Below are 18,426 nucleotides of genomic sequence, written 5' to 3' on the forward strand. Positions count from 1 at the left end.
TACTCGTTTTAATGAATATAAGTAGTATAACAGTAAAAAATCATGAGATTTATCCGTAATTCCACCGGCTTTACTGAGTGTTTTGGCTGCAAATTCCGCTAAAACCCTTACAATAGACACGTCACCATCTAACGCCGAGATCTGTATATGACTGATAGACTGCCTGTTGAGCCACAACTTCGCTCTCTGGATCATAGTAAACTAGCGGCTTATTGCGCAGCGCTAACTGAACGACAATTTCCCAATTTCATTCTGTTTAGCAAATTAGTTGAGTTTGGTAATACCACTCAGCTAGAAACCATTCTGGATGGTGTATGGCAGTCCTTGGTTCCAGGTGGGGCTAAAATGAATTTTGAAGTACAGCTCGACAAAGTTGAGGCTAATATGCCCGACTTAGATGAGTACGAGATGTACGGTGCCTCTCCAGCGTTAGATGCGGTTGTGTCACTTTATTCAACGTTGGTTTGTATCTTAGAAGCCGATGTCGATGAAGCCATTGCGGTGGGTAATGTATCGCGTGAATGCGTGGCTATGTTTATCGAACTGAGTGAGGGCGATGATCAAATGTCGGATGAGCAAATAATCCGGCTGATTTCTAATCATGACCTTATGGTTCAGGAAGATGAGTTCCACGAAGAAGTCATTGAGCGTCTTATGTCGACTAAAACCATGACCAAAGCTTTTGTTTCAGACTTACGTGAACTTGCCCGTAATCAAGGCTTTAGTAACATTGGAATCAGTGATGATGACCATTAATGCTTAAGTTGGGGTTGTTGCTCTTAATTGTGCCTTGTGTGCTGCTAATGGGGGGGTATATTTATGAATATAGCCTCGTCGATAGTTGTCGTGCGCAAGGAGGCTCCTTTGATTACCTGCGTCAGCTATGTGATGACTCTCAAACTCATCCCTTTATTCCTTTTATGATGCGGCATCCCTTGCAGGTAAATGGCGGAATGCTGTTAGCCGTTGTAGGTCTGTGCTGTTGCGTTGTTGGTTTGTATAAACGAGGCTAATATCTCCATGTTTGCAAAGCTATTTGTAGGGTTTCTCGTGGTTGTCGCAGTACTCGCGGGCTACTTGTGGAGCAACCAAGCGGAGATAGTGGCTAACTTTAACGAGCAGCGTTCGTTAGAAAGAGAGCAGAGCCAACAAGCAGGACGCTTATTTGGCGAAAAGAATGATCAAAATGCGTGTCTAACTCGTACCCTTGCTGATTTTGATGGTTGCCAAGAGTTTGGATGTTCTGTGAGCTCAGGGTTATTTCTTAAAAATTGTTTGGCCGTAGCGGCGCCCAATAGTGCTTTGTGCGAAGGCGTGCCCGCGTTTCAAGAAGTGCCCAGCGAAGACGACAAGCATTGGGCTAAGTATGAGTGCATTGATCGGAATATTCGCGGTGAAGCTTGCCGCATGTTGATGCGCCAAGTCTCCCAGTTTTGCAGCCAATAAGCATATCCTGACTACATTCTGTTCATTATTCCGCATAATCGCTCGTCATTTACTTCAAAAATACTGCTTTATAGGCTATTTTCCATACACCTATCGCAAAGCATTTAACTGTCCGCTACTAAAGACAGGCTTTTGTAGGTCATTAATAAGAATAAGAAAAACACATCGCATAAGAGTGTTAGTCAGCATGGACCTAGTTTAATGCAACACCATAAACTGTTATTTATTGGCCCGGTTGGGGCGGGTAAAACATCCGCTATTCGATCGTTAAGTGAGCATGATCAGAATATAGAAACAGAGGCGACGGCAAGTGATTTAACCGGATTACGAAAAGCCACAACAACGGTCGCTATGGACTATGCTTGTATGAACCTTAGTGCAGACGAGTCCATCTTGTTGTACGGAACACCGGGTCAGTCGCGATTTCGCTTCATGTGGGATTTATTAGCGAATAACTTAGCCGCCGATTGTGCGGGTATTATTTTTCTCGTAGATAACACCCGTAACTACCCTATGCAGGACCTAAAATATTACGCGGCAGAGTTTGCTGAACTGATCGCCCGTAAACCTGTAATTGTTGGGGTAACACGTTCCGATTTGCGGGCCGAACCTGGATTAGAAGAGTACCAAGCGACACTTGAAACCTTGGGGATTGATGCCACGGTTGAGTTTATTGACGCGCGTAAAGGTAGTTCTGTATTACCGCTCGTACAGCGCATGCTGGCCGATAAAATGTCGTTTGATGGTTGGTCGCAATTATTGGAAGACGCGACTATTCGAGATGAAAATAGAGTACTGGAAGAGACGGATGTTCAACCGGAAGAGCCGCACTATGAAGTGGACACTTACCAAGGGGCTGAGATCGTCGTGAAAGACTCAATTGTTGATGATGTAATGAATTTCCAAGGGGTACGTGGTGCCGCACTGACGGACAGCATGGGCGAGGTAATTACGTCGTCAATTGAATCGTCTGAAATGAATGATTTTGTAGGCTTCGTTTCCGGAGTGATTACTGTTTTTGAAGAAGCCTCGGATTTAGGGCAGGTAAGAAGTGTATCGCTGAAAAGCAGTACAGAGGATAACGTATCCGTGTTTTTCAAGGGAGATCAAACATTGGGAGTTCAAACCTCAAACCGTGTTTCAATCAGGACGTTGAAACAGCAGGTTGATGATCTGTTGCAGTGGGGTTGAGTATCGCTATGTCTATGATCGAATTATTAAAAGAGTTAGAGCAATTAGGTAGCATTCAACACAGTTGTGTTGCGACACCAGATTCTATACTGGCATCCACCTTCCCCGAAATATTGGATACCAATATGGGAAGCGCCTCGCGTGTAGCGCATCAAATCTTCAATGCGATTCATTCCATTGGATCAGACCACAAAGAGATTATTTTTGAGCTTGATGAATGCTTGTTGATGGGGCATGTAGTTGACGATAAAACGGTCCTTATTATGCTGACAGAAAAAGAAGTCAACATGGCGCTGATTAACACCAGTGTGCGGTCCGTAATGCCGACTATTATTGAAGCAATAGCACCGGTAACAGAACCAGAGCCTAGCGTCGCTCCCGATACATCAACGGCTAGTCGACCTGCTGTGAAAAATAACCCTGCAATTGAGGCGCAACTGAGGGCATTGATGAACCAATTGCGTGATTTGATGGCTGATTATATAGGCCCGGCGGTGAGTATCGTTTTTGACGATGCTTATGACACATGGCGGGCCAAACATGGTGTTAGGTTGGGAACTATAGCTGAGTTGCTTAAGCAACTAGCTCGTGAAATTGATGATAAAGATGACCGTTCTGCGTTTCTGAAAAAATCAGTAACCACAGTTAAAGCGTTCTCTGCAAACCGTTAACCGCTGCCAAATAAACTAGCGGCGCTTACTTTTATAGTGAGTAAGCACCGCTGCGTAACAGCCGGTTAATTGTCTAGTGTTAGTACCACTTTCCCGCGAGTGTGTCCTGTTGCTATTTGCGTAAAAGCACGTGCTACTTCGGCCAACGGATATGTTTCGGCAACCGTGACTGTTAGTTCTTGTTGCTCGATACGCGCCAGTAGTTCTGCCAACTGCTGACCATTGGGTTCAACTCGAATGGGTAGCGCTTTTTTACCTTCTTTTTCCGCAGCGGCTATGACCTGATCTTTTGTCACAGAGGGCAACGTGATTAATGTGCCTGTGGCGGCGAGCAACGCAATGGCGTTAATACCCGTTTCACCTCCAACCCCGTCAATAATGAGATCGAACGGTGCCTGCGCTTCAAGGGCTGATTCGTCACGGTAATCAATGGCCTGATCACACCCTAAAGCCAGTAAATGGTCATGGTTAGCCGGTGACGCAGTACCTACAACATGCGCGCCTTTCCATTTGGCTAATTGAACGGCTAGGTGACCTACACCGCCTGCAGCGGCCATCACCAGTACGCGCTGTTGTGGTTGTAAGTTAGCCTTATCAAAGAGCGCCTGCCACGCTGTTAAGCCTGCTAACGCAGCTCCTGCTGCGGTGATTGGTGCTACGCCTTTGGGTAAACGGGCTATTTGGTCGGCAGGTGCCGCTATGCGCTCGGCATAACACCCTGCGCGTTCAGGAAAGCGAATAAAGCCGACAACAGCATCGCCAGAATCAAACCCGGTTACATCGCTGCCGCATGCGATAACTTCACCGGCAAACTCCCATCCGGGAATGAAGGGCAAGTCACCGATAAAGGCAGAAGCTCCGCCCCCAATGCAGGTTTTGTAGTCGATAGGGTTAACGCCTGCGGCCAGTGTTCGGATCAGCACTTCACCGGCTTCTAGAGCGGGCTCTGGAACCTCTTGTACAGTGAGATGTGTCGCAAATGTGTCGACTTCGCTGAACTGGTCAAGGCGGATAGCTTTCATGAGTAACCTCTTATTATTTAACGTAATGACAGACGATAAAAGGATCGTATGCGGCCAAAGTGGCATGTAAGATGAGCCTAGCTGTGCAGCCTCAACAAATCAATTCTGATAGGCTAGCTGGCGCGCATTACAGTGTTGCCATCTTATTATCTGTGCTTAATGTAAGGAGCCATGATGTATTTCTTAGCTGTTCTTGAACCGATTCTATTCTGGGGTGGTCTGATCGTTTTTCTTATATCGCTTGGTATGTATGCTGGGCGAACCAAAGATGTAAAATCGATTTTGCAATTTTGGCAACCTACAATCGTTTTTAATCCACTTGAAAATAAAGTTAACCGTATTGGGTTAGCCATGATGATAGTGGCGGTTGTGATTCGTGTAACATTGTTTGTGATGCTGTAATGGGTTAACTAAGGAGAGTAAATGAAGGGTAATCCAGTTAAAGGGGTTGGGTACTTATTTAGAGGCTTTAGCATGCTGCCTGAGCCCGGTATCCGGCAATACGTATTAATACCACTGATTATTAACATATTGTTGTTTACAGGCGCTATTTGGCTGCTGATGGATCAGTTTGATGTATGGGTCGACTACTGGCTTTCGTATCTGCCTGAGTGGCTTTCATTTTTGGATTGGTTGCTTTGGCCGCTCTTCGCATTGCTGGTGCTTGTCGTGGTGTATTATGGCTTTTCGATAGTCGCCAATCTTATTGCTGCGCCATTTAACGGTTTTCTATCCGAAAAGATTGAGCAACTGCGTCGAGGGCGCGAAGTCACGGATGAGGGCTGGGGCGAGTTTGTAAAAATGATCCCACGTGCATTAGGGCGTGAGTTAGCCAAGATGATGTACTATTTGCCGCGCTTGTTCTTGCTCATCGTGTTTAGTTTCATCCCTGTTTTAAACATTATTGCTCCATTTTTATGGTTTTTGTTTGGGGCATGGATGATGTCGATCCAGTATTGCGATTACCCGATGGATAATAATAAGGTGACTTTTAAAAAAATGACTCAGCTCTTAGCCGAGCGGCGTCTCACCTCTATCAGTTTTGGTGCCGTCGTGCAGTTTGGCACTATGATTCCTATTTTAAACCTGATTGTTATGCCTGCCGCTGTGATAGGGGCGACTTTATATTGGGTTGAGGAACACGTCGAACGAGCGGTGGCTGGTGTGTGAATAGACCCGCTCAGGTCGCACTTTTTTGCTGGGCTATACGAGATTGAGTTGAATACAGCATGTCAGGGGGGAAGTGGCAGATAAAAGTACTGCCTTTCCCTAGCTGACTCTCAATAGTTAATTGAGCTCCGTGACGGTATAACGCATGCTTCACGATAGCTAATCCTAGCCCCGTGCCGCCGGTGGCGGTAGAACGGCCTTCATCGACGCGATAAAACCGTTCCGTTAAACGTGGTAGGTGGATGGAGTCGATACCAATACCATTATCTGTAACCGAAAAATGCCCGCCTTGCTCATCGACAAACCATTTAATACTAATCAAGCCTTTTTCCGGTGTGTACCGCACTGCGTTGAAGACGAGGTTCGAGAATACACTATGGAGTTCTTGGGGCTGACCCAACAGGTCAAACTCAGAGTCGACATCTAACGTTATCTGATGTTGCTTATCGAGTGAAATCACTTCTGCATCATGATGGATAGTGATAAGCATCTGATGAATGTTGATAGGGACTTCATCGTTAATATGCTGGCTAGACTCAAGACGAGAAAGTAATAATAAATCAGAGACTAAGCCTTCCATGCGGCTTGATTGGGCCTGCATTTGTGTCAGAGCTCGCTGCATAGGTTTGGGGAGGTCCTGGTCTAAAAAAGTCTCCAGATAACCTCGAATGACTGTTAATGGCGTGCGTAGCTCGTGAGAAGCGTTGGCCACAAAGTCTTGTCGGGTATGTTCCAAACGCACCAAGCGAGTGATATCACGGGCTACTAACAGTCGATCGCTAGCACCAAACTCTTTTATTTGGAACTGTAAGGTGGTGTCGTTGAGGACAGGGCTAGGTAGCTGCAGAGGGTCGTCATATTTACGTTTGTGGTAATAACGTATAAAGCGAGGATCACGCAACAAGTTCATAACCGGCATTCCACGGTCAGACACATGTTTAAAGCCTAACAAGCGTTCTGCTGCGCGGTTCCACCACTCTAAATTATTATGCTTATCAATAATAACAACGGCATCGGGTAGTGCTGCCGAAGAGCGTTGAAAGCGTTTGATGATCTCTTTTAGATCACTACGTTGCTTATGGTGACGCTTTTTAATTCGTGCTAAGTCATCAAAGATGTCGCCCCATATGCCCTCGGCTTCGGGAACCTCAGAATCATATTTATGCAACCAGGTTTGCAGCCTTCCTATTTGACGTAGTTGTAGAAAAATCCAAAGTCCTAACCCAGCAACCATTCCCCAGCTAACAGAGCCTATGAATAAGCCTACCGTTGCAGATACAGCGACAAATAAAAATAAACTGCCTACGGCGGCTTGGGGGACTCTCTGCATAGGGGATACAACTCGTGTTTAGGCTACTTGTGTTGAAAAACGATACCCAGTTCCTCGCACCGTTTGTACTAGGTGGTCATGTTCATTGCCTAATGCTTTGCGTAAGCGACGAATGTGGACATCTACTGTCCGTTCCTCAACATACACATTGCCGCCCCAAACCATATCCAATAATTGGCCGCGGGAGTAGGCCCGATCTTGATGGGTCATAAAGAATTGCAATAATCGGAATTCAGTCGGCCCTAAATCGATGGCTTTGCCTTCGGCGGTTACACGGTGCGAGATAGGGTCAAGCGTTAAGCCTTCAACCGTCACTGGCTCTTCAATGCCTTTAGGCGTAGCACGGCGTAAAACAGCTTTTAATCGAGCTACCAGTTCGCGAGGAGAAAAAGGCTTGGTGATATAGTCATCTACACCCGCTTCTAAGCCCTGTACTTTGTTTTCTTCTTCGCCTTTGGCCGTCAGCATGATAATGGGGATATCGGCAGTTGTTTCATCTTTGCGTAAGCGGCGGGCTAATTCAATGCCGCTGATGTTGGGCATCATCCAATCCAACAAAATCATATCAGGTTGTCGATCAATCACGATCGCGTGAGCATCGTTAGCATTTTCTGCTTCAATACACTCATAACCTGCCATTTCGAGTGCAACCGCGATCATTTCGCGGATGGGCGCCTCATCATCGACGATTAGCACTTGTTTGCTTGTAGACATGTCTAAGCCTCTACGCTTGTAATAAGTCGCGAGTATTACAGTATTTTATTATGACAAAAATGTTACAGCCAGCCACTAATTTGTCATAAAGTGTACGACAATCCCAACAAAGACCGCTAACTCGGCGTAATGGTTGTTCAGAAAGGCGTTAAAGCACCGAGTGCGATCCCTATCCTTAATAAGATTTTGCTGATAAACAAAAAACACGCCGGCTATAACGATCCCTACATAGTAAGGCCACGTCATGCTTTCTAATGTGCCTACTAATAGTAAAACTAACAATGTGGTTATCTGTAATAGCCCAATGATCCGCTTGTCCTGTTTGCCGAATAGGATAGCGGTCGATTTTACGCCGATTTTTATATCATCATCCCGATCTACCATGGCGTACATGGTGTCGTAAGCAACGGTCCAGAGCAGCTTAGCTAAGAAAATCAGCCAAGCAACCAATGGTAAAGTCTCGTCAACGGCAGTAAAGGCCATAGGGATAGCCCACCCAAAAGCCGCGCCAAGTACCACTTGGGGCAGGTGGGTATGGCGCTTCATAAAGGGATAAAGCGATGCTAACGCTAATGCGCCAAAAGACATCCAAATCGTCATGCGGTTAGTGAATAAAACTAGTACAAAAGCGAGCAGCATCAGCCCAGCAAACAGCATGAGCGCTTCTTTACTGCTAATTAGCCCGAGAGCTAAGGGGCGTTCAGCTGTTCTCTTTACATGTCCGTCGATATGCCGGTCGGCATAATCATTAATCACGCAGCCAGCTGAGCGCGTTATAAAGACCCCCGCAATAAAAATAATGAGCAAGCTAAGCGGAGGAACTCCGTCGGCCGCAATCCATAACGCCCAAAGCGTTGGCCAGAGTAGTAAGTAGCTCCCAATAGGCTTATTGAAGCGCGTAAGCTGGGTATAGATGGCTAAACGCTCACGTAAGGTTAGTGCAGGGCGAGGTGCGACATGAGACATGACAAAGGCCTTAAACTAATAACGAGAAGGACTGTAGTGTACTTGCTCAAGCGCCGGAAGAAAAACCTCAGCTACAAGCAAAGGCTTGTTCGATAAACGAAAGACAGAGCGTCTAGCCCACAATGTATGAGAATCTACCTGGATCGAAGTCGTTTGTAAGGGGCCACGCCGCATAGTTGGATCACTGAATAGCACAGATCCTAGTGAGCGTTGGCCAATTAAGTGTAGTTGTCGCTCTCTGCCTGTCAGGGTACTGGCAGGGATCACCGAGCGAGCAAAAACCCAGGCCTCATTCCGACCTTTAAGTATCACCTCGCGTACTAATGCTTTGTGGCGCAGGGGGATTCCCAAAGCTTGCGCTTCGCTAATGCTCGGATACTGCCAGGCAAGGCTCAGTAATTGTACCGAAAACTGCTGATGGCTGGCTTTCACCAAATGTTGTGTCAGAGACCCTCTGTCCATTAGCCACGGCTTCCATACGGCGGGGGCATCGATGGTTGATAATCGAATACGTTCCTTCCATACGGGTGCCGGGAAGGCGGTATAGGGCGTTTGAAGTAATTTGGCGCGGATATCCACAAATCAGGTCCTTTATCTGAGGACGGTATTCTACGCTTAAGCGTCGGCTATCCCAAGCCTTGAGCGTTTGTTGCTGGAGGCGCGTCACATAATCGATTAGCATGCGCGGTATGAGTACAGACAAAGCACACAAAAATACAGCTGCCAGCGTTGAAGCGTTAACCCGTCGTTGGGTAAATACTATGGTCGTTGGACTTAACTTATGCCCTTTTGCAGCGCCGGTTGTGAGACAAGAGACCTTGCGTTATGCCGTAGTTGAAAGCGAAGACACCCGTTTAGCGTGTGAAGCGTTTGTTGACGAGTTGTTAGTTATTAATCAAGCCAATGAACGTGATATCGCTACTACGTTAGTCATCTTTCCCAATGCAGTAGCCGACTTTTATGAATACCTAGGGTTGCTTGATGAATGCCAACGTCTATTGACCCAAGCAAACCTTGAAGGCGTTTTTCAGCTGGCTAGTTTTCATCCTGGTTATTTATTTGCAGGGCCGCCAGAGGATGATCTCAGCCATTGGACCAACCGTTCTCCATATCCCATGATTCATATTATTCGTGAGGGTCAGATGGAGCAGGTGCTCAAACACATAGAGGATCCCGAAGCTATACCAGAACGCAATATTGCACATTTGGAAGCGTTAGGACGGGATAAGCTGATTGAGCTATTCCCGCCGTTTAAGGACTACTGTTGATTGATAAGACGCGATTGTAGCGTGAAGCTAGCCCTAAGTTTTAGTCGCTTCCAATGGTCAATCGTTTTCTGAAATAGAAAGCTAATGCATTGATGCTATTTGCGGGCTTACGCGGCTACTACAATGCAGTTGCGTGCCGTGTCCTTTGCGTTATAAAGCGCGCTATCGGCGCGTTCGACAAGCTCATGTGGGCTGTACGTTGTTGAGGGTGTTAAGGTACAAATACCTTGGCTAACGGTAACAACCAGCCCGGTACTTGAGCGCTCGTGTTTAATGCTCAATGCCTGTACTTGTTTACGAATGCGTTGCGCTACGAGCTCTGCTCCGGCTTTGTCTGTTTCGGGTAATAAAACAGCAAATTCTTCCCCACCGTAACGGCAGACAGAGTCATGTGAGCGGTTGACCGCATTTTCCATAGCACCGGCAATACGTCGTAAGCCACTATCGCCCGCTAAATGGCCATAGAGGTCATTAAACGCTTTAAAATGATCCACGTCGACCATAATGAGTGACAAAGGCAGATTGCTGCGACTAGCACGTCGCCATTCCATTTCTAATAGTTTTTCAAACTCACGTCGGTTATTTACTCCCGTTAGCCCGTCGATACGAGCCGAACGTTCTAAGAAATCACGAGAGCGCTTTAATTCGAGCATCATGCCTACGCGTGCGCGGATAATACCTTCTGCTCGGCCTCTAACAATAAAGTCAGATGCGCCATGCGTGTATGCCTGCAACTCTTGCTGATCATCATTATCGGCATTGATGAGGGCGGTTGGTATAAAGCCGTGGTGGATCTTCTGAACGAGGTTTTGGCAGTTTAATAAAGTAGGGAGCCACTCGTCAGAGCCATCAATTAACAATAAATCGGGCGTTTGTTCTTGGCTTAGAAGCTGCTTTCTTAAATCGCTTAAGGTTGCGGGTAATAAAATATTGTAGCGTGCTCTTAACGCGTCGATAGTTTTCCAGACCGTTTCGATACCATTTGGGGCAAATACAGCGATGGTATGATGGTCGGTATATTTACAGAACTCGCGAGAGTCATACTCAATTTCGGTCGCCGCGCCCTCAAAAAACGCTTGTAGATCTTCGGGGGCAGCTAAGCCTATTAACGTGCGCTTATCTTCTGCCACGATTGATGGAACGCGAGAGCTTACCCCACTGGCGGCCCACTGATCTTGCCAGGTATCGAGTTGTTCTTCACAGTCGATATCAATAGATAACTCGGTGGGTAACCCCGCTTTTTGTAAGGCGTCAAAAATAATAGTGGGGCTAGCAATATCTTGTCCGTCAACCCAAAGGGCTTTATAAAAAAGATCTATAAAATTAAGCGCTTTTTCACGATCGATTTGCATTGCGGCTAATACGCATAAATTGGCAAAACGACTGTCTGGTCGCTCTGGAGGTAACGAAATAGGTACTTCTGGCGCATGGCCGCGCACAGCAAATACATCACTCGCCAGCTCTGAGAGGATATCGGCTGTATTGCCATATAGGCCTATATCTTGAGCGTGCTCTACCAAGCGAAACTCGACCTGATCCAGCAAATCCATTGCTTTTAATCGTTCGAATAACGCATAGCTGTACGGGCAATTTAAGTCGCCATATACGATGTAGCCGCTCATGAATATCTCCAGACTGTGTCGCTTATTGATAACGCGTGTTCTGGAATTAGCGGCAGAAAGGGAAAAAGGTTGAGTCGGTTAAGTGGGTTTGTGCAGACTTCAGGTATTTATAAGAATAGGGCTGCCGTTGGCAGCCCTATTGGAATTGCAAAGTTACGCTGGTTCTTCGTCGTCTTTATCCGTTGCACCAGCAACTTCGCGCATCTCGGCGAGCGGCGCATGGCGGACGTCTGTGCCGCTAACTAGGTAGATGAGCTGTTCGGCGATGTTGCGCGAGTGGTCACCGATTCTCTCTAAGCTACGCAGTACCCAGATGACGTTCAGGCAGCTGGAGATTGCGCGCGAGTCTTCCATCATGTAAGTGACGATTGATCGCATAGCCGTGCGGTATTCCAAGTCGACGGCTTTGTCTTGTTTGGCGACGTGATAAGCCAGTTCTGTATCGTTGCGGGCAAAGGCGGTGAGCACATCTTTTACCATGCTGCTAACGAGTGAACCAATGTGACGGACTTCTTGGTAGCCGCGCTGTGAGTCGCCTTCTTCTACTAGCTCGATGGCGTGTCGGCAGATGCGGCTGGCTTCATCACCCATGCGCTCAAGGTCGTTGACCGCTTTAGAGATGGCAACGATCAAGCGTAGGTCGCTGGCAGCGGGTTGGCGGCGCGCGATGATCATGGTGCAACGCTCGTCGATCATTAATTCCATGTCGTTGGTTTGACGATCGACGCGGCGTGATTTTTCAGCTAATTCGGCATCACCTGTTAACAAGGCTTTTACGGCATCATGCACTTGTCGTTCTACAATGCCGCCCATGGTTAGCAGTTCAGTACGGATGAGTTCTAGCTCGTCATTAAACTGCTGTGAAATGTGTGTTGAGTAGCTATCTTTATTGAGTTCCACAATGGTACTCCTCAATTAGTGTCAATATCTGCATGGTGTTAGTAGGCGGTAGGTTTTATCCGTATCGGCCTGTGATGTAATCTTCCGTTTGCTTCTTCTCGGGGTTCGTGAAGAGGGTATCGGTAACACCAAACTCGATTAAATCACCCATATACATGAATGCAGTATAGTCAGAAACACGCGCAGCCTGTTGCATATTGTGCGTTACAATGACGATGGTAAAGTCATTCTTAAGCTCGTGAATGAGTTCTTCAATTTTAAGCGTTGAAATAGGGTCAAGAGCAGAAGCGGGTTCGTCTAGTAGTAACACTTCTGGTTTTACCGCGATGGTACGCGCGATAACCAAACGTTGCTGCTGACCACCTGACATGCCCAATGCGCTTTCGTGTAGGCGGTCCTTTACCTCATCCCACAAGGCGGCTGAGCGCAGCGCCCATTCGACGGTTTCGTCGATATCACGCTTCTTTTTAATCCCTTGAATACGTAAACCATAGGCTACGTTTTCGTAGATAGACTTTGGAAACGGGTTTGGCTTCTGAAACACCATGCCCACGCGGCGGCGCAGATCAGCTACTTCAACTGTGCGGTCGTAGATATTTTGGTTATCTAACACTATCTCACCGGTGATGTTGCAGCTATCCACCAGGTCGTTCATGCGGTTAAAGCAGCGTAACAGGGTTGATTTACCGCAACCGGATGGTCCGATGAAGGCTGTTACGCGCTTTTTCGGAATGGTCATGTTGATGCCGTGCAGGGCTTCTTTTTCGCCGTAGCTAAGACGTAGGTCGTTAACATGGAGGGCAATCGTTTCACTTTCCAAAGAAAGCTGGCGGTCGTCACGCTGCAACGATGAAATATCCATACGGTGAGTTTTCGCGTTTGTAGTCATAATCAATAAACCTTTAATTCAGTCGTTCTACAGCGTTACATTTCTAACGATTTATATTTTTCACGTAGGTGGTTTCGGATCTGCACAGCACTGATGTTCAGTAGGGCGATCACGACCACCAGCAAGAAGGCTGTGGCATATACCAGCGGACGAGCCGCTTCTACGTTTGGACTTTGGAAACCGACATCATAAATGTGGAAGCCTAAGTGCATAAACTTTTGGTCTAAATGTAGGAAAGGATAGTTCATATCCAAGGGTAAGCTCGGTGCTAGTTTGACCACACCTACCAACATCAAAGGTGCTACTTCCCCAGCAGCTCGTGCTATGGCAAGGATTACACCGGTCATCATCGCTGGGCTGGCCATAGGTAAGACGACTTTCCATAGTGTCTCTGCTTTGGTAGCTCCCAATGCAAGCGATCCTTCACGTAAGGCGTGAGGAATGCGTGATAGGCCTTCTTCTGTTGCCACAATAACTACTGGAACCGTGAGTAGAGCGAGTGTGATCGATGACCACATGAGGCCGCCCGTACCAAATGTAGGCGAAGGTAGGGCTTCTGGGTAAAACAAGCGATCAATGTTACCGCCCAAGAAGTACACGAAGAACCCTAAGCCGAACACACCATATACAATGGATGGTACGCCCGCTAGGTTGTTAACTGCAATACGAATAAGACGAGTGGTAAAGCCTTGTTTTGCGTATTCGCGTAGATATACAGCCGCGACTACACCAAAAGGTGTCACCATGATCGACATGATAATAACCATCATGACAGTACCAAATATCGCTGGGAATATGCCGCCTTCTGTGTTCGCTTCGCGAGGCTCTGCTGAAACAAATTCCCACAGTTTAGCGCCATAATGGCCTAACTTAGCGATGATACCCATATCATTAGGGCGATAAGCGCGTACGATTTTTGCCACTGAAATGGTTAGCATTTGGCCGCTTGCTGTTTCTGCTTGGATGCTATCGCGGTTAACCTGAGCATAAAGATCGATTAATGTTTGTTGTAAATTTTCGTATTCGGCGTTGAGTTCATCACGGCGAGTGTTAATCTCAGCAAAAGCATCGGTATCGGTAGAGCCTTTGAGCTCCAGTGAGCGCTGTTTAAGACGTAAACGCTCTAGCTCGTAGTTGATCGCACCGATTTCGCCTTTTTGGATTTCGAGAATGGTTTCGTTAATCTCAATAGCCCGCTCGATGCTTTGCTCAAACTGGCCCCATAGCGTTAAGTAGGCTTCGCTTGGGTCATAGCCATCGTAGCTACCGACCACTTCATCGCCTTGTTTTAGGCTGCGCAGGTAACCGTAAAAGTTGCCCCATTCGTGACGCTCTGCCGCGAATAACATGGCCGGCTTTTGACGATCCGACAGGTTAGCGTCTAATACCCAAGTAAAGTCGATACCGCCAATATCACGGTTACCGATTTTTAATAAATCGCGACGCATTGTTTCAAGGCCTTCTGGCACATCGACACCCGCACCACGTAGCTGCTCGGCCAGTACGTCTTCTACCTCGACGACTTCGCCAGCGAGTGTGATTTTTTGATCACCTTGTTGGTAAGTGGCTTGCAGAATATCCGCTGGCCAAAAGTGGCTTAAACCACGTACGGCAATTAAACCTAATAGCCCAACAACCATAATGATACAGATGGCCACGGCACCGGCGTTTAACCAAACCCATGGTGACCCAGTTTTTGTCCAATTTGATAAAGAGACTTTCATTGTTCGTTATCCTCTAAGCTCGCAGTTATCAGGGGCTACAGCGAGCCGTATTTCTTACGCAAACGCTGGCGAACCAACTCTGCCAAGGTGTTAACCATGAAGGTAAACAGGAAGAGTACAAACGCAGCTAAGAAAAGAATGCGGAAATGTGTGCTTCCTACTTCGGATTCAGGCATCTCAACCGCGATGTTGGCGGCTAGCGTACGCATACCCTCAAATATGTTCATATCCATAATGGGGGTATTACCTGTTGCCATTAATACGATCATGGTTTCACCAACAGCGCGGCCCATACCAATCATTAATGCAGAGAAGATACCCGGGCTTGCCGTTGGCAAAATTACTCGAGTTAGCGTTTGCCAAGGTGTAGCGCCTAAGGCAAGTGAGCCATAGCTCAGGTGCTTAGGTACGGCAAAGATCGCATCTTCTGTGATCGAGAAGATTGTTGGAATAACCGCAAAGCCCATGGCGATACCAACCACCAGTGCGTTACGTTGGTCAAACGGTATACCGGCTTCGTTACTGATCCATAAGCGAAGGTCACCGCCAAACAACAGTTCTTCAACAGGTACGGAGATCGATAAACTCAGCATAACGGTCAAAATGATAACGGGTACCAGCAGTGCTGCATCCCAACCCTCTGGTATTAGGAAGCGAATGCGGTCGGGAACCTGCGCCCATATAAAGCCAAAGAGAACTATGGAGATAGGTACGAGTATCAGAATGACGAAGATGCCCGCCAAATGCAGTTCCATGAATGGCGCTAACCATAGACCAGCCAAGAAGCCTAAAATAACAGTAGGTAAAGCTTCCATTAGCTCTATGAAAGGTTTTACTTTACGGCGCATGGCCGGAACCATGAAGTACGCTGTGTATATCGCTCCGCAGATGGCCAGTGGCGTACCTAAAAGCATGGCATAGAAGGCCGCCTTTAGTGTACCGAATGCGAGTGGCATTAAGCTGTATTTAGGTTCAAAGTCGTTGTTAGCCGCAGAAGACTGCCATACATAGTCTGGCTCTTCGTAGCCTTCGTACCACACTTTTTCCCATAGAGCAGACCATGAAATATCAGGATGCTCGTTTTCAATAGCCCAGAAAGCCAATGTGCTGTTCTGTTCTATTAACATCGCGTTTGAACGTGGGGCATAAGCGATATAATCCACTCGCCCATCCGCTACTTTATCGGTTAACGCATTTCGATGTGCCGTCGTATTATAAAGACGCAATGTGCCGTCGTTATTAATCGCAGCAAAGCCTTTACGGCGCTGCTCGATAGCAATGTCATCAATGGCTGCTGAACCACTTTCAAACGAGCGGATCTTCGTGAGAACCCAGTCAGTCGCTTCATCACGAACCAGGAACCATTGTGAAATGTGACCTTGGTTATCACCTACCAGCAAAGCGTTACCACCGAGTAACATTTTGAATGTGGTAATTTCTCCTTTGGTTGCCTCGGCCACTTGTACCGTTTGTGGCCCGCCGTCTGCTTGCAGATCGACGACGGCAATTTTGTTTTTACCGGCAATCATCAACCAGCGGTTGTCTGGCAGTAATAGAAGTTTGCGTGCACCAATGTTAAACGCCGGTAGTGTTGAGCTTTCAGACTCTAGCTCAACCTCACCGGTCATCATATTTTCTTCTACGGCTACGCTGACTTGCGATAAGCCCTTGTCATCACCACCAATAATGTTCCAGCTATCACCTGAATAGGCAATCCCTAGTAGCGCTAGTGGGCGATCAGATACGCTTAGCGGTTCTTCGCCTAATGGGTACTCTAGGCTAGGTGTAATCACACGTACGCCATCTGGGTAAGTAGAACGATAGTCGTGCTTGATGATCAGCGCAGAACCATTACTTAAGCCTAACGCAAACAGGCGCTGGGGCTCAGAAATAACAGCGGTACTGACAACTTCAACACCTTCAGGCACTGGCAGGGCAGACTCATTAATGATGTCGCCGTTGAGAGTGTTAAAAAAGTACGCATGTGTTGCGGTAATGCGCAGGCCAATTTCGGCTTGCTCTTCCATAGCAAGGTATAAGGTTTTTCCTTCGCCTGGAGAGGCGTAGTTCTCAACCGTTTGTCCATTGTGCTGCCACTTTTCCATATGCGCCGACTGAAACAGCGGTGCAACTTCGTACAGCAGATAAAAGAAGATCAGCAAAATAGCGAGAATGACGCTAATACCGCCAAAGGCGATACCTACACCGGCCATTTTATCTTTTAGTTTACGTAATTTGCGTAAACGAAGCTGGGCGGGTGTATCAAAGCTAATCTGTGGTGGCGACGTGGTATTTTCTATACTCATGAGAAGAGACCTAATGGTTCTACGATAACAGTGGCGCAAGAATACGTGAGTTATGTGACACTTATGTTACAGCGCTTTAGTAACGAGAAAAGGGAGTGCCTTACGGCACTCCCTGAACGCTGTCCTTAGCGAAGCGTAGGCTAAATTATAGGCCTAGCTCTTTCATTTGCTTCTCAACTACTTTAGCAGGTAGTGGGATGTAGCCATCTTTAACTACAACTTCTTGACCCACTTTTGCCATAACCATTTTCAAGAACTCTGCATCCATAGGAGTTAGGTCTTGGCCAGGCTTTTTGTTTACATAAACCCACAAGAAACGAGATAGAGGGTACGTACCGTTTACTGCATTTTCAGGTGTTGCTTCTACGAAAGCTTCACCGTCTTTCTTAGCCAATGGCAATGCACGAACAGATGATGTTTTGTAACCGATACCTGAGTAGCCAAGACCATTCAAAGAAGTAGATACAGACTGAACAACAGATGCAGAACCTGGTTGCTCGTTTACGTTGTTACGGAAGTCACCTTTGCACAAAGCAACAGACTTGAAGTAACCGTAAGTGCCTGATACAGAGTTACGACCGAACAATTGAATAGTTTTGTCAGCTAGAGAGCCTTCAACACCAGCTTGACCCCAAGTAGTGATATCTTCAGCGCCGCCACACTTGCGTGTAGAAGAGAAGATAGCGTCAACTTGTGGAATAGATAAACCTTTGATTGGGTTGTCTTTGTTAGCAAAAACAGCCAAAGCATCGATAGCTACAGCAACGGCCGTTGGCTTGTAACCATATTTTTTCTCGAAAGCTTCGATTTCTTTGTCTTTCATTTTACGAGACATTGGACCGAAGTTAGATGTGCCTTCAGTCAATGCTGGAGGTGCAGTAGAAGATCCAGCGGCTTGAATTTGTACGTTAACGTTAGGGTACATGCGCTTGAATTCTTCAGCCCACAACGTCATCAAGTTAGCCAAAGTATCTGAACCTACGCTAGATAGGTTACCAGAAACACCAGAAGCCTTAGTGTAAGTTGGTAAGTTCGGATCTAACAGATCCGCTGCAGAAGCAGACATGCAGGTTGCTGTCATGGCGATTGCGGCGAATAACTTCTTCATAGGTTTCATTACTTGCTCCAAAGAAACAGTTGTTTATTGATAAACAGTTTATTGAATTAGACGATCAATTTTTTATGTTGAGCGAACTATAGGCTGTCT

19 protein-coding genes are annotated in these 18,426 nt (G+C 46.8%); 8 read left to right on the top strand and 11 right to left on the bottom strand.

All coding sequences use genetic code 11. The annotated features are described in order from the left end of the window. Window positions 1-147: 147 nt before the first annotated feature. From OW491_RS10560 to OW491_RS10580, 5 genes are all read left to right on the top strand, one after another. Window positions 148-756, top strand: a complete 609-nt coding sequence (locus OW491_RS10560; protein WP_075174070.1) for a YjaG family protein — start codon at window positions 148-150, stop codon at window positions 754-756. After that, complete coding sequence (locus OW491_RS10565; RefSeq protein ID WP_075174071.1) at window positions 756-1,013, top strand: hypothetical protein; 258 nt, start codon at window positions 756-758, stop codon at window positions 1,011-1,013. Before OW491_RS10560 ends, OW491_RS10565 begins: the two co-directional genes overlap by 1 nt. 7 nt (window positions 1,014-1,020) lie before the next feature. After that, complete coding sequence (locus OW491_RS10570) at window positions 1,021-1,446, top strand: hypothetical protein (protein ID WP_075174072.1); 426 nt, start codon at window positions 1,021-1,023, stop codon at window positions 1,444-1,446. A gap of 201 nt (window positions 1,447-1,647) precedes the next feature. After that, the gene (locus OW491_RS10575) at window positions 1,648-2,637 is read left to right on the top strand and encodes an ATP/GTP-binding protein (RefSeq protein WP_075174073.1); all 990 of its coding nucleotides are present in this window, start codon (window positions 1,648-1,650) and stop codon (window positions 2,635-2,637) included. Window positions 2,638-2,645: 8 nt separating this feature from the next. After that, entirely contained in the window at window positions 2,646-3,308 is a 663-nt protein-coding gene (locus tag OW491_RS10580) for a hypothetical protein (protein WP_290035920.1), read from the top strand. A 65-nt stretch (window positions 3,309-3,373) separates the two neighbouring features. Here OW491_RS10580 and OW491_RS10585 read toward each other — a convergent pair whose 3' ends face one another. After that, the gene (locus OW491_RS10585; protein ID WP_290035923.1) at window positions 3,374-4,330 is read right to left on the bottom strand and encodes an NADP-dependent oxidoreductase; all 957 of its coding nucleotides are present in this window, start codon (window positions 4,328-4,330) and stop codon (window positions 3,374-3,376) included. Window positions 4,331-4,504: 174 nt separating this feature from the next. On the opposite strand from OW491_RS10585, the gene OW491_RS10590 reads away from it, so the two are divergent. Next, window positions 4,505-4,732: a hypothetical protein gene (locus OW491_RS10590; protein WP_075174076.1), complete on the top strand. Its 228-nt coding sequence runs from the start codon at window positions 4,505-4,507 to the stop codon at window positions 4,730-4,732. 21 nt (window positions 4,733-4,753) lie between these two features. After that, complete coding sequence (gene cysZ / locus OW491_RS10595; RefSeq protein ID WP_075174077.1) at window positions 4,754-5,500, top strand: sulfate transporter CysZ; 747 nt, start codon at window positions 4,754-4,756, stop codon at window positions 5,498-5,500. A 10-nt stretch (window positions 5,501-5,510) separates the two neighbouring features. Here the strand turns inward: cysZ and phoR are convergent, their stop codons facing one another. The 4 genes from phoR to OW491_RS10615 form a co-directional block, all read right to left on the bottom strand. Next, complete coding sequence (gene phoR, locus OW491_RS10600; protein ID WP_290035925.1) at window positions 5,511-6,830, bottom strand: phosphate regulon sensor histidine kinase PhoR; 1,320 nt, start codon at window positions 6,828-6,830, stop codon at window positions 5,511-5,513. An 18-nt stretch (window positions 6,831-6,848) separates the two neighbouring features. Beyond that, window positions 6,849-7,544 (bottom strand): phosphate regulon transcriptional regulator PhoB, encoded by a 696-nt coding sequence (phoB, locus tag OW491_RS10605; protein WP_075174079.1) that lies wholly within the window; start codon window positions 7,542-7,544, stop codon window positions 6,849-6,851. A gap of 75 nt (window positions 7,545-7,619) precedes the next feature. Then, complete coding sequence (gene ubiA, locus OW491_RS10610) at window positions 7,620-8,510, bottom strand: 4-hydroxybenzoate octaprenyltransferase (RefSeq protein ID WP_290035926.1); 891 nt, start codon at window positions 8,508-8,510, stop codon at window positions 7,620-7,622. A 15-nt stretch (window positions 8,511-8,525) separates the two neighbouring features. Next, window positions 8,526-9,089 (bottom strand): chorismate lyase, encoded by a 564-nt coding sequence (locus tag OW491_RS10615; protein WP_290035928.1) that lies wholly within the window; start codon window positions 9,087-9,089, stop codon window positions 8,526-8,528. Between the two features lie 110 nt (window positions 9,090-9,199). Between OW491_RS10615 and OW491_RS10620 the strand changes: the two genes are divergently transcribed. After that, on the top strand, window positions 9,200-9,778 hold the full coding sequence (locus tag OW491_RS10620) for a DUF1415 domain-containing protein (protein WP_290035929.1): 579 nt from the start codon (window positions 9,200-9,202) through the stop codon (window positions 9,776-9,778). A 107-nt stretch (window positions 9,779-9,885) separates the two neighbouring features. Here the strand turns inward: OW491_RS10620 and OW491_RS10625 are convergent, their stop codons facing one another. From OW491_RS10625 to OW491_RS10650, 6 genes are all read right to left on the bottom strand, one after another. Further along, window positions 9,886-11,400 carry a diguanylate cyclase gene (locus OW491_RS10625; protein ID WP_075174081.1) on the bottom strand — a complete coding sequence of 505 codons (1,515 nt, stop codon included), beginning with the start codon at window positions 11,398-11,400 and terminating at the stop codon, window positions 9,886-9,888. Window positions 11,401-11,553: 153 nt separating this feature from the next. After that, a complete protein-coding gene (phoU, locus tag OW491_RS10630) occupies window positions 11,554-12,300 on the bottom strand; it encodes a phosphate signaling complex protein PhoU (protein ID WP_075174082.1) in 747 nt (248 codons plus the stop codon). Window positions 12,301-12,355: 55 nt separating this feature from the next. Continuing rightward, window positions 12,356-13,189 (bottom strand): phosphate ABC transporter ATP-binding protein PstB, encoded by an 834-nt coding sequence (gene pstB, locus OW491_RS10635; protein ID WP_075174083.1) that lies wholly within the window; start codon window positions 13,187-13,189, stop codon window positions 12,356-12,358. Between the two features lie 35 nt (window positions 13,190-13,224). Then, entirely contained in the window at window positions 13,225-14,913 is a 1,689-nt protein-coding gene (gene pstA, locus OW491_RS10640) for a phosphate ABC transporter permease PstA (protein ID WP_290035932.1), read from the bottom strand. Between the two features lie 35 nt (window positions 14,914-14,948). After that, a complete protein-coding gene (locus tag OW491_RS10645; protein ID WP_290035933.1) occupies window positions 14,949-17,219 on the bottom strand; it encodes an ABC transporter permease subunit in 2,271 nt (756 codons plus the stop codon). Between the two features lie 145 nt (window positions 17,220-17,364). Beyond that, entirely contained in the window at window positions 17,365-18,336 is a 972-nt protein-coding gene (locus OW491_RS10650; RefSeq protein WP_215151603.1) for a phosphate ABC transporter substrate-binding protein PstS family protein, read from the bottom strand. Window positions 18,337-18,426 lie beyond the last annotated feature (90 nt).

The sequence above is a fragment of the Neptunomonas sp. CHC150 genome (assembly GCF_030397555.1).
In the GTDB taxonomy this organism is placed as follows: domain Bacteria; phylum Pseudomonadota; class Gammaproteobacteria; order Pseudomonadales; family Balneatricaceae; genus Neptunomonas; species Neptunomonas phycophila.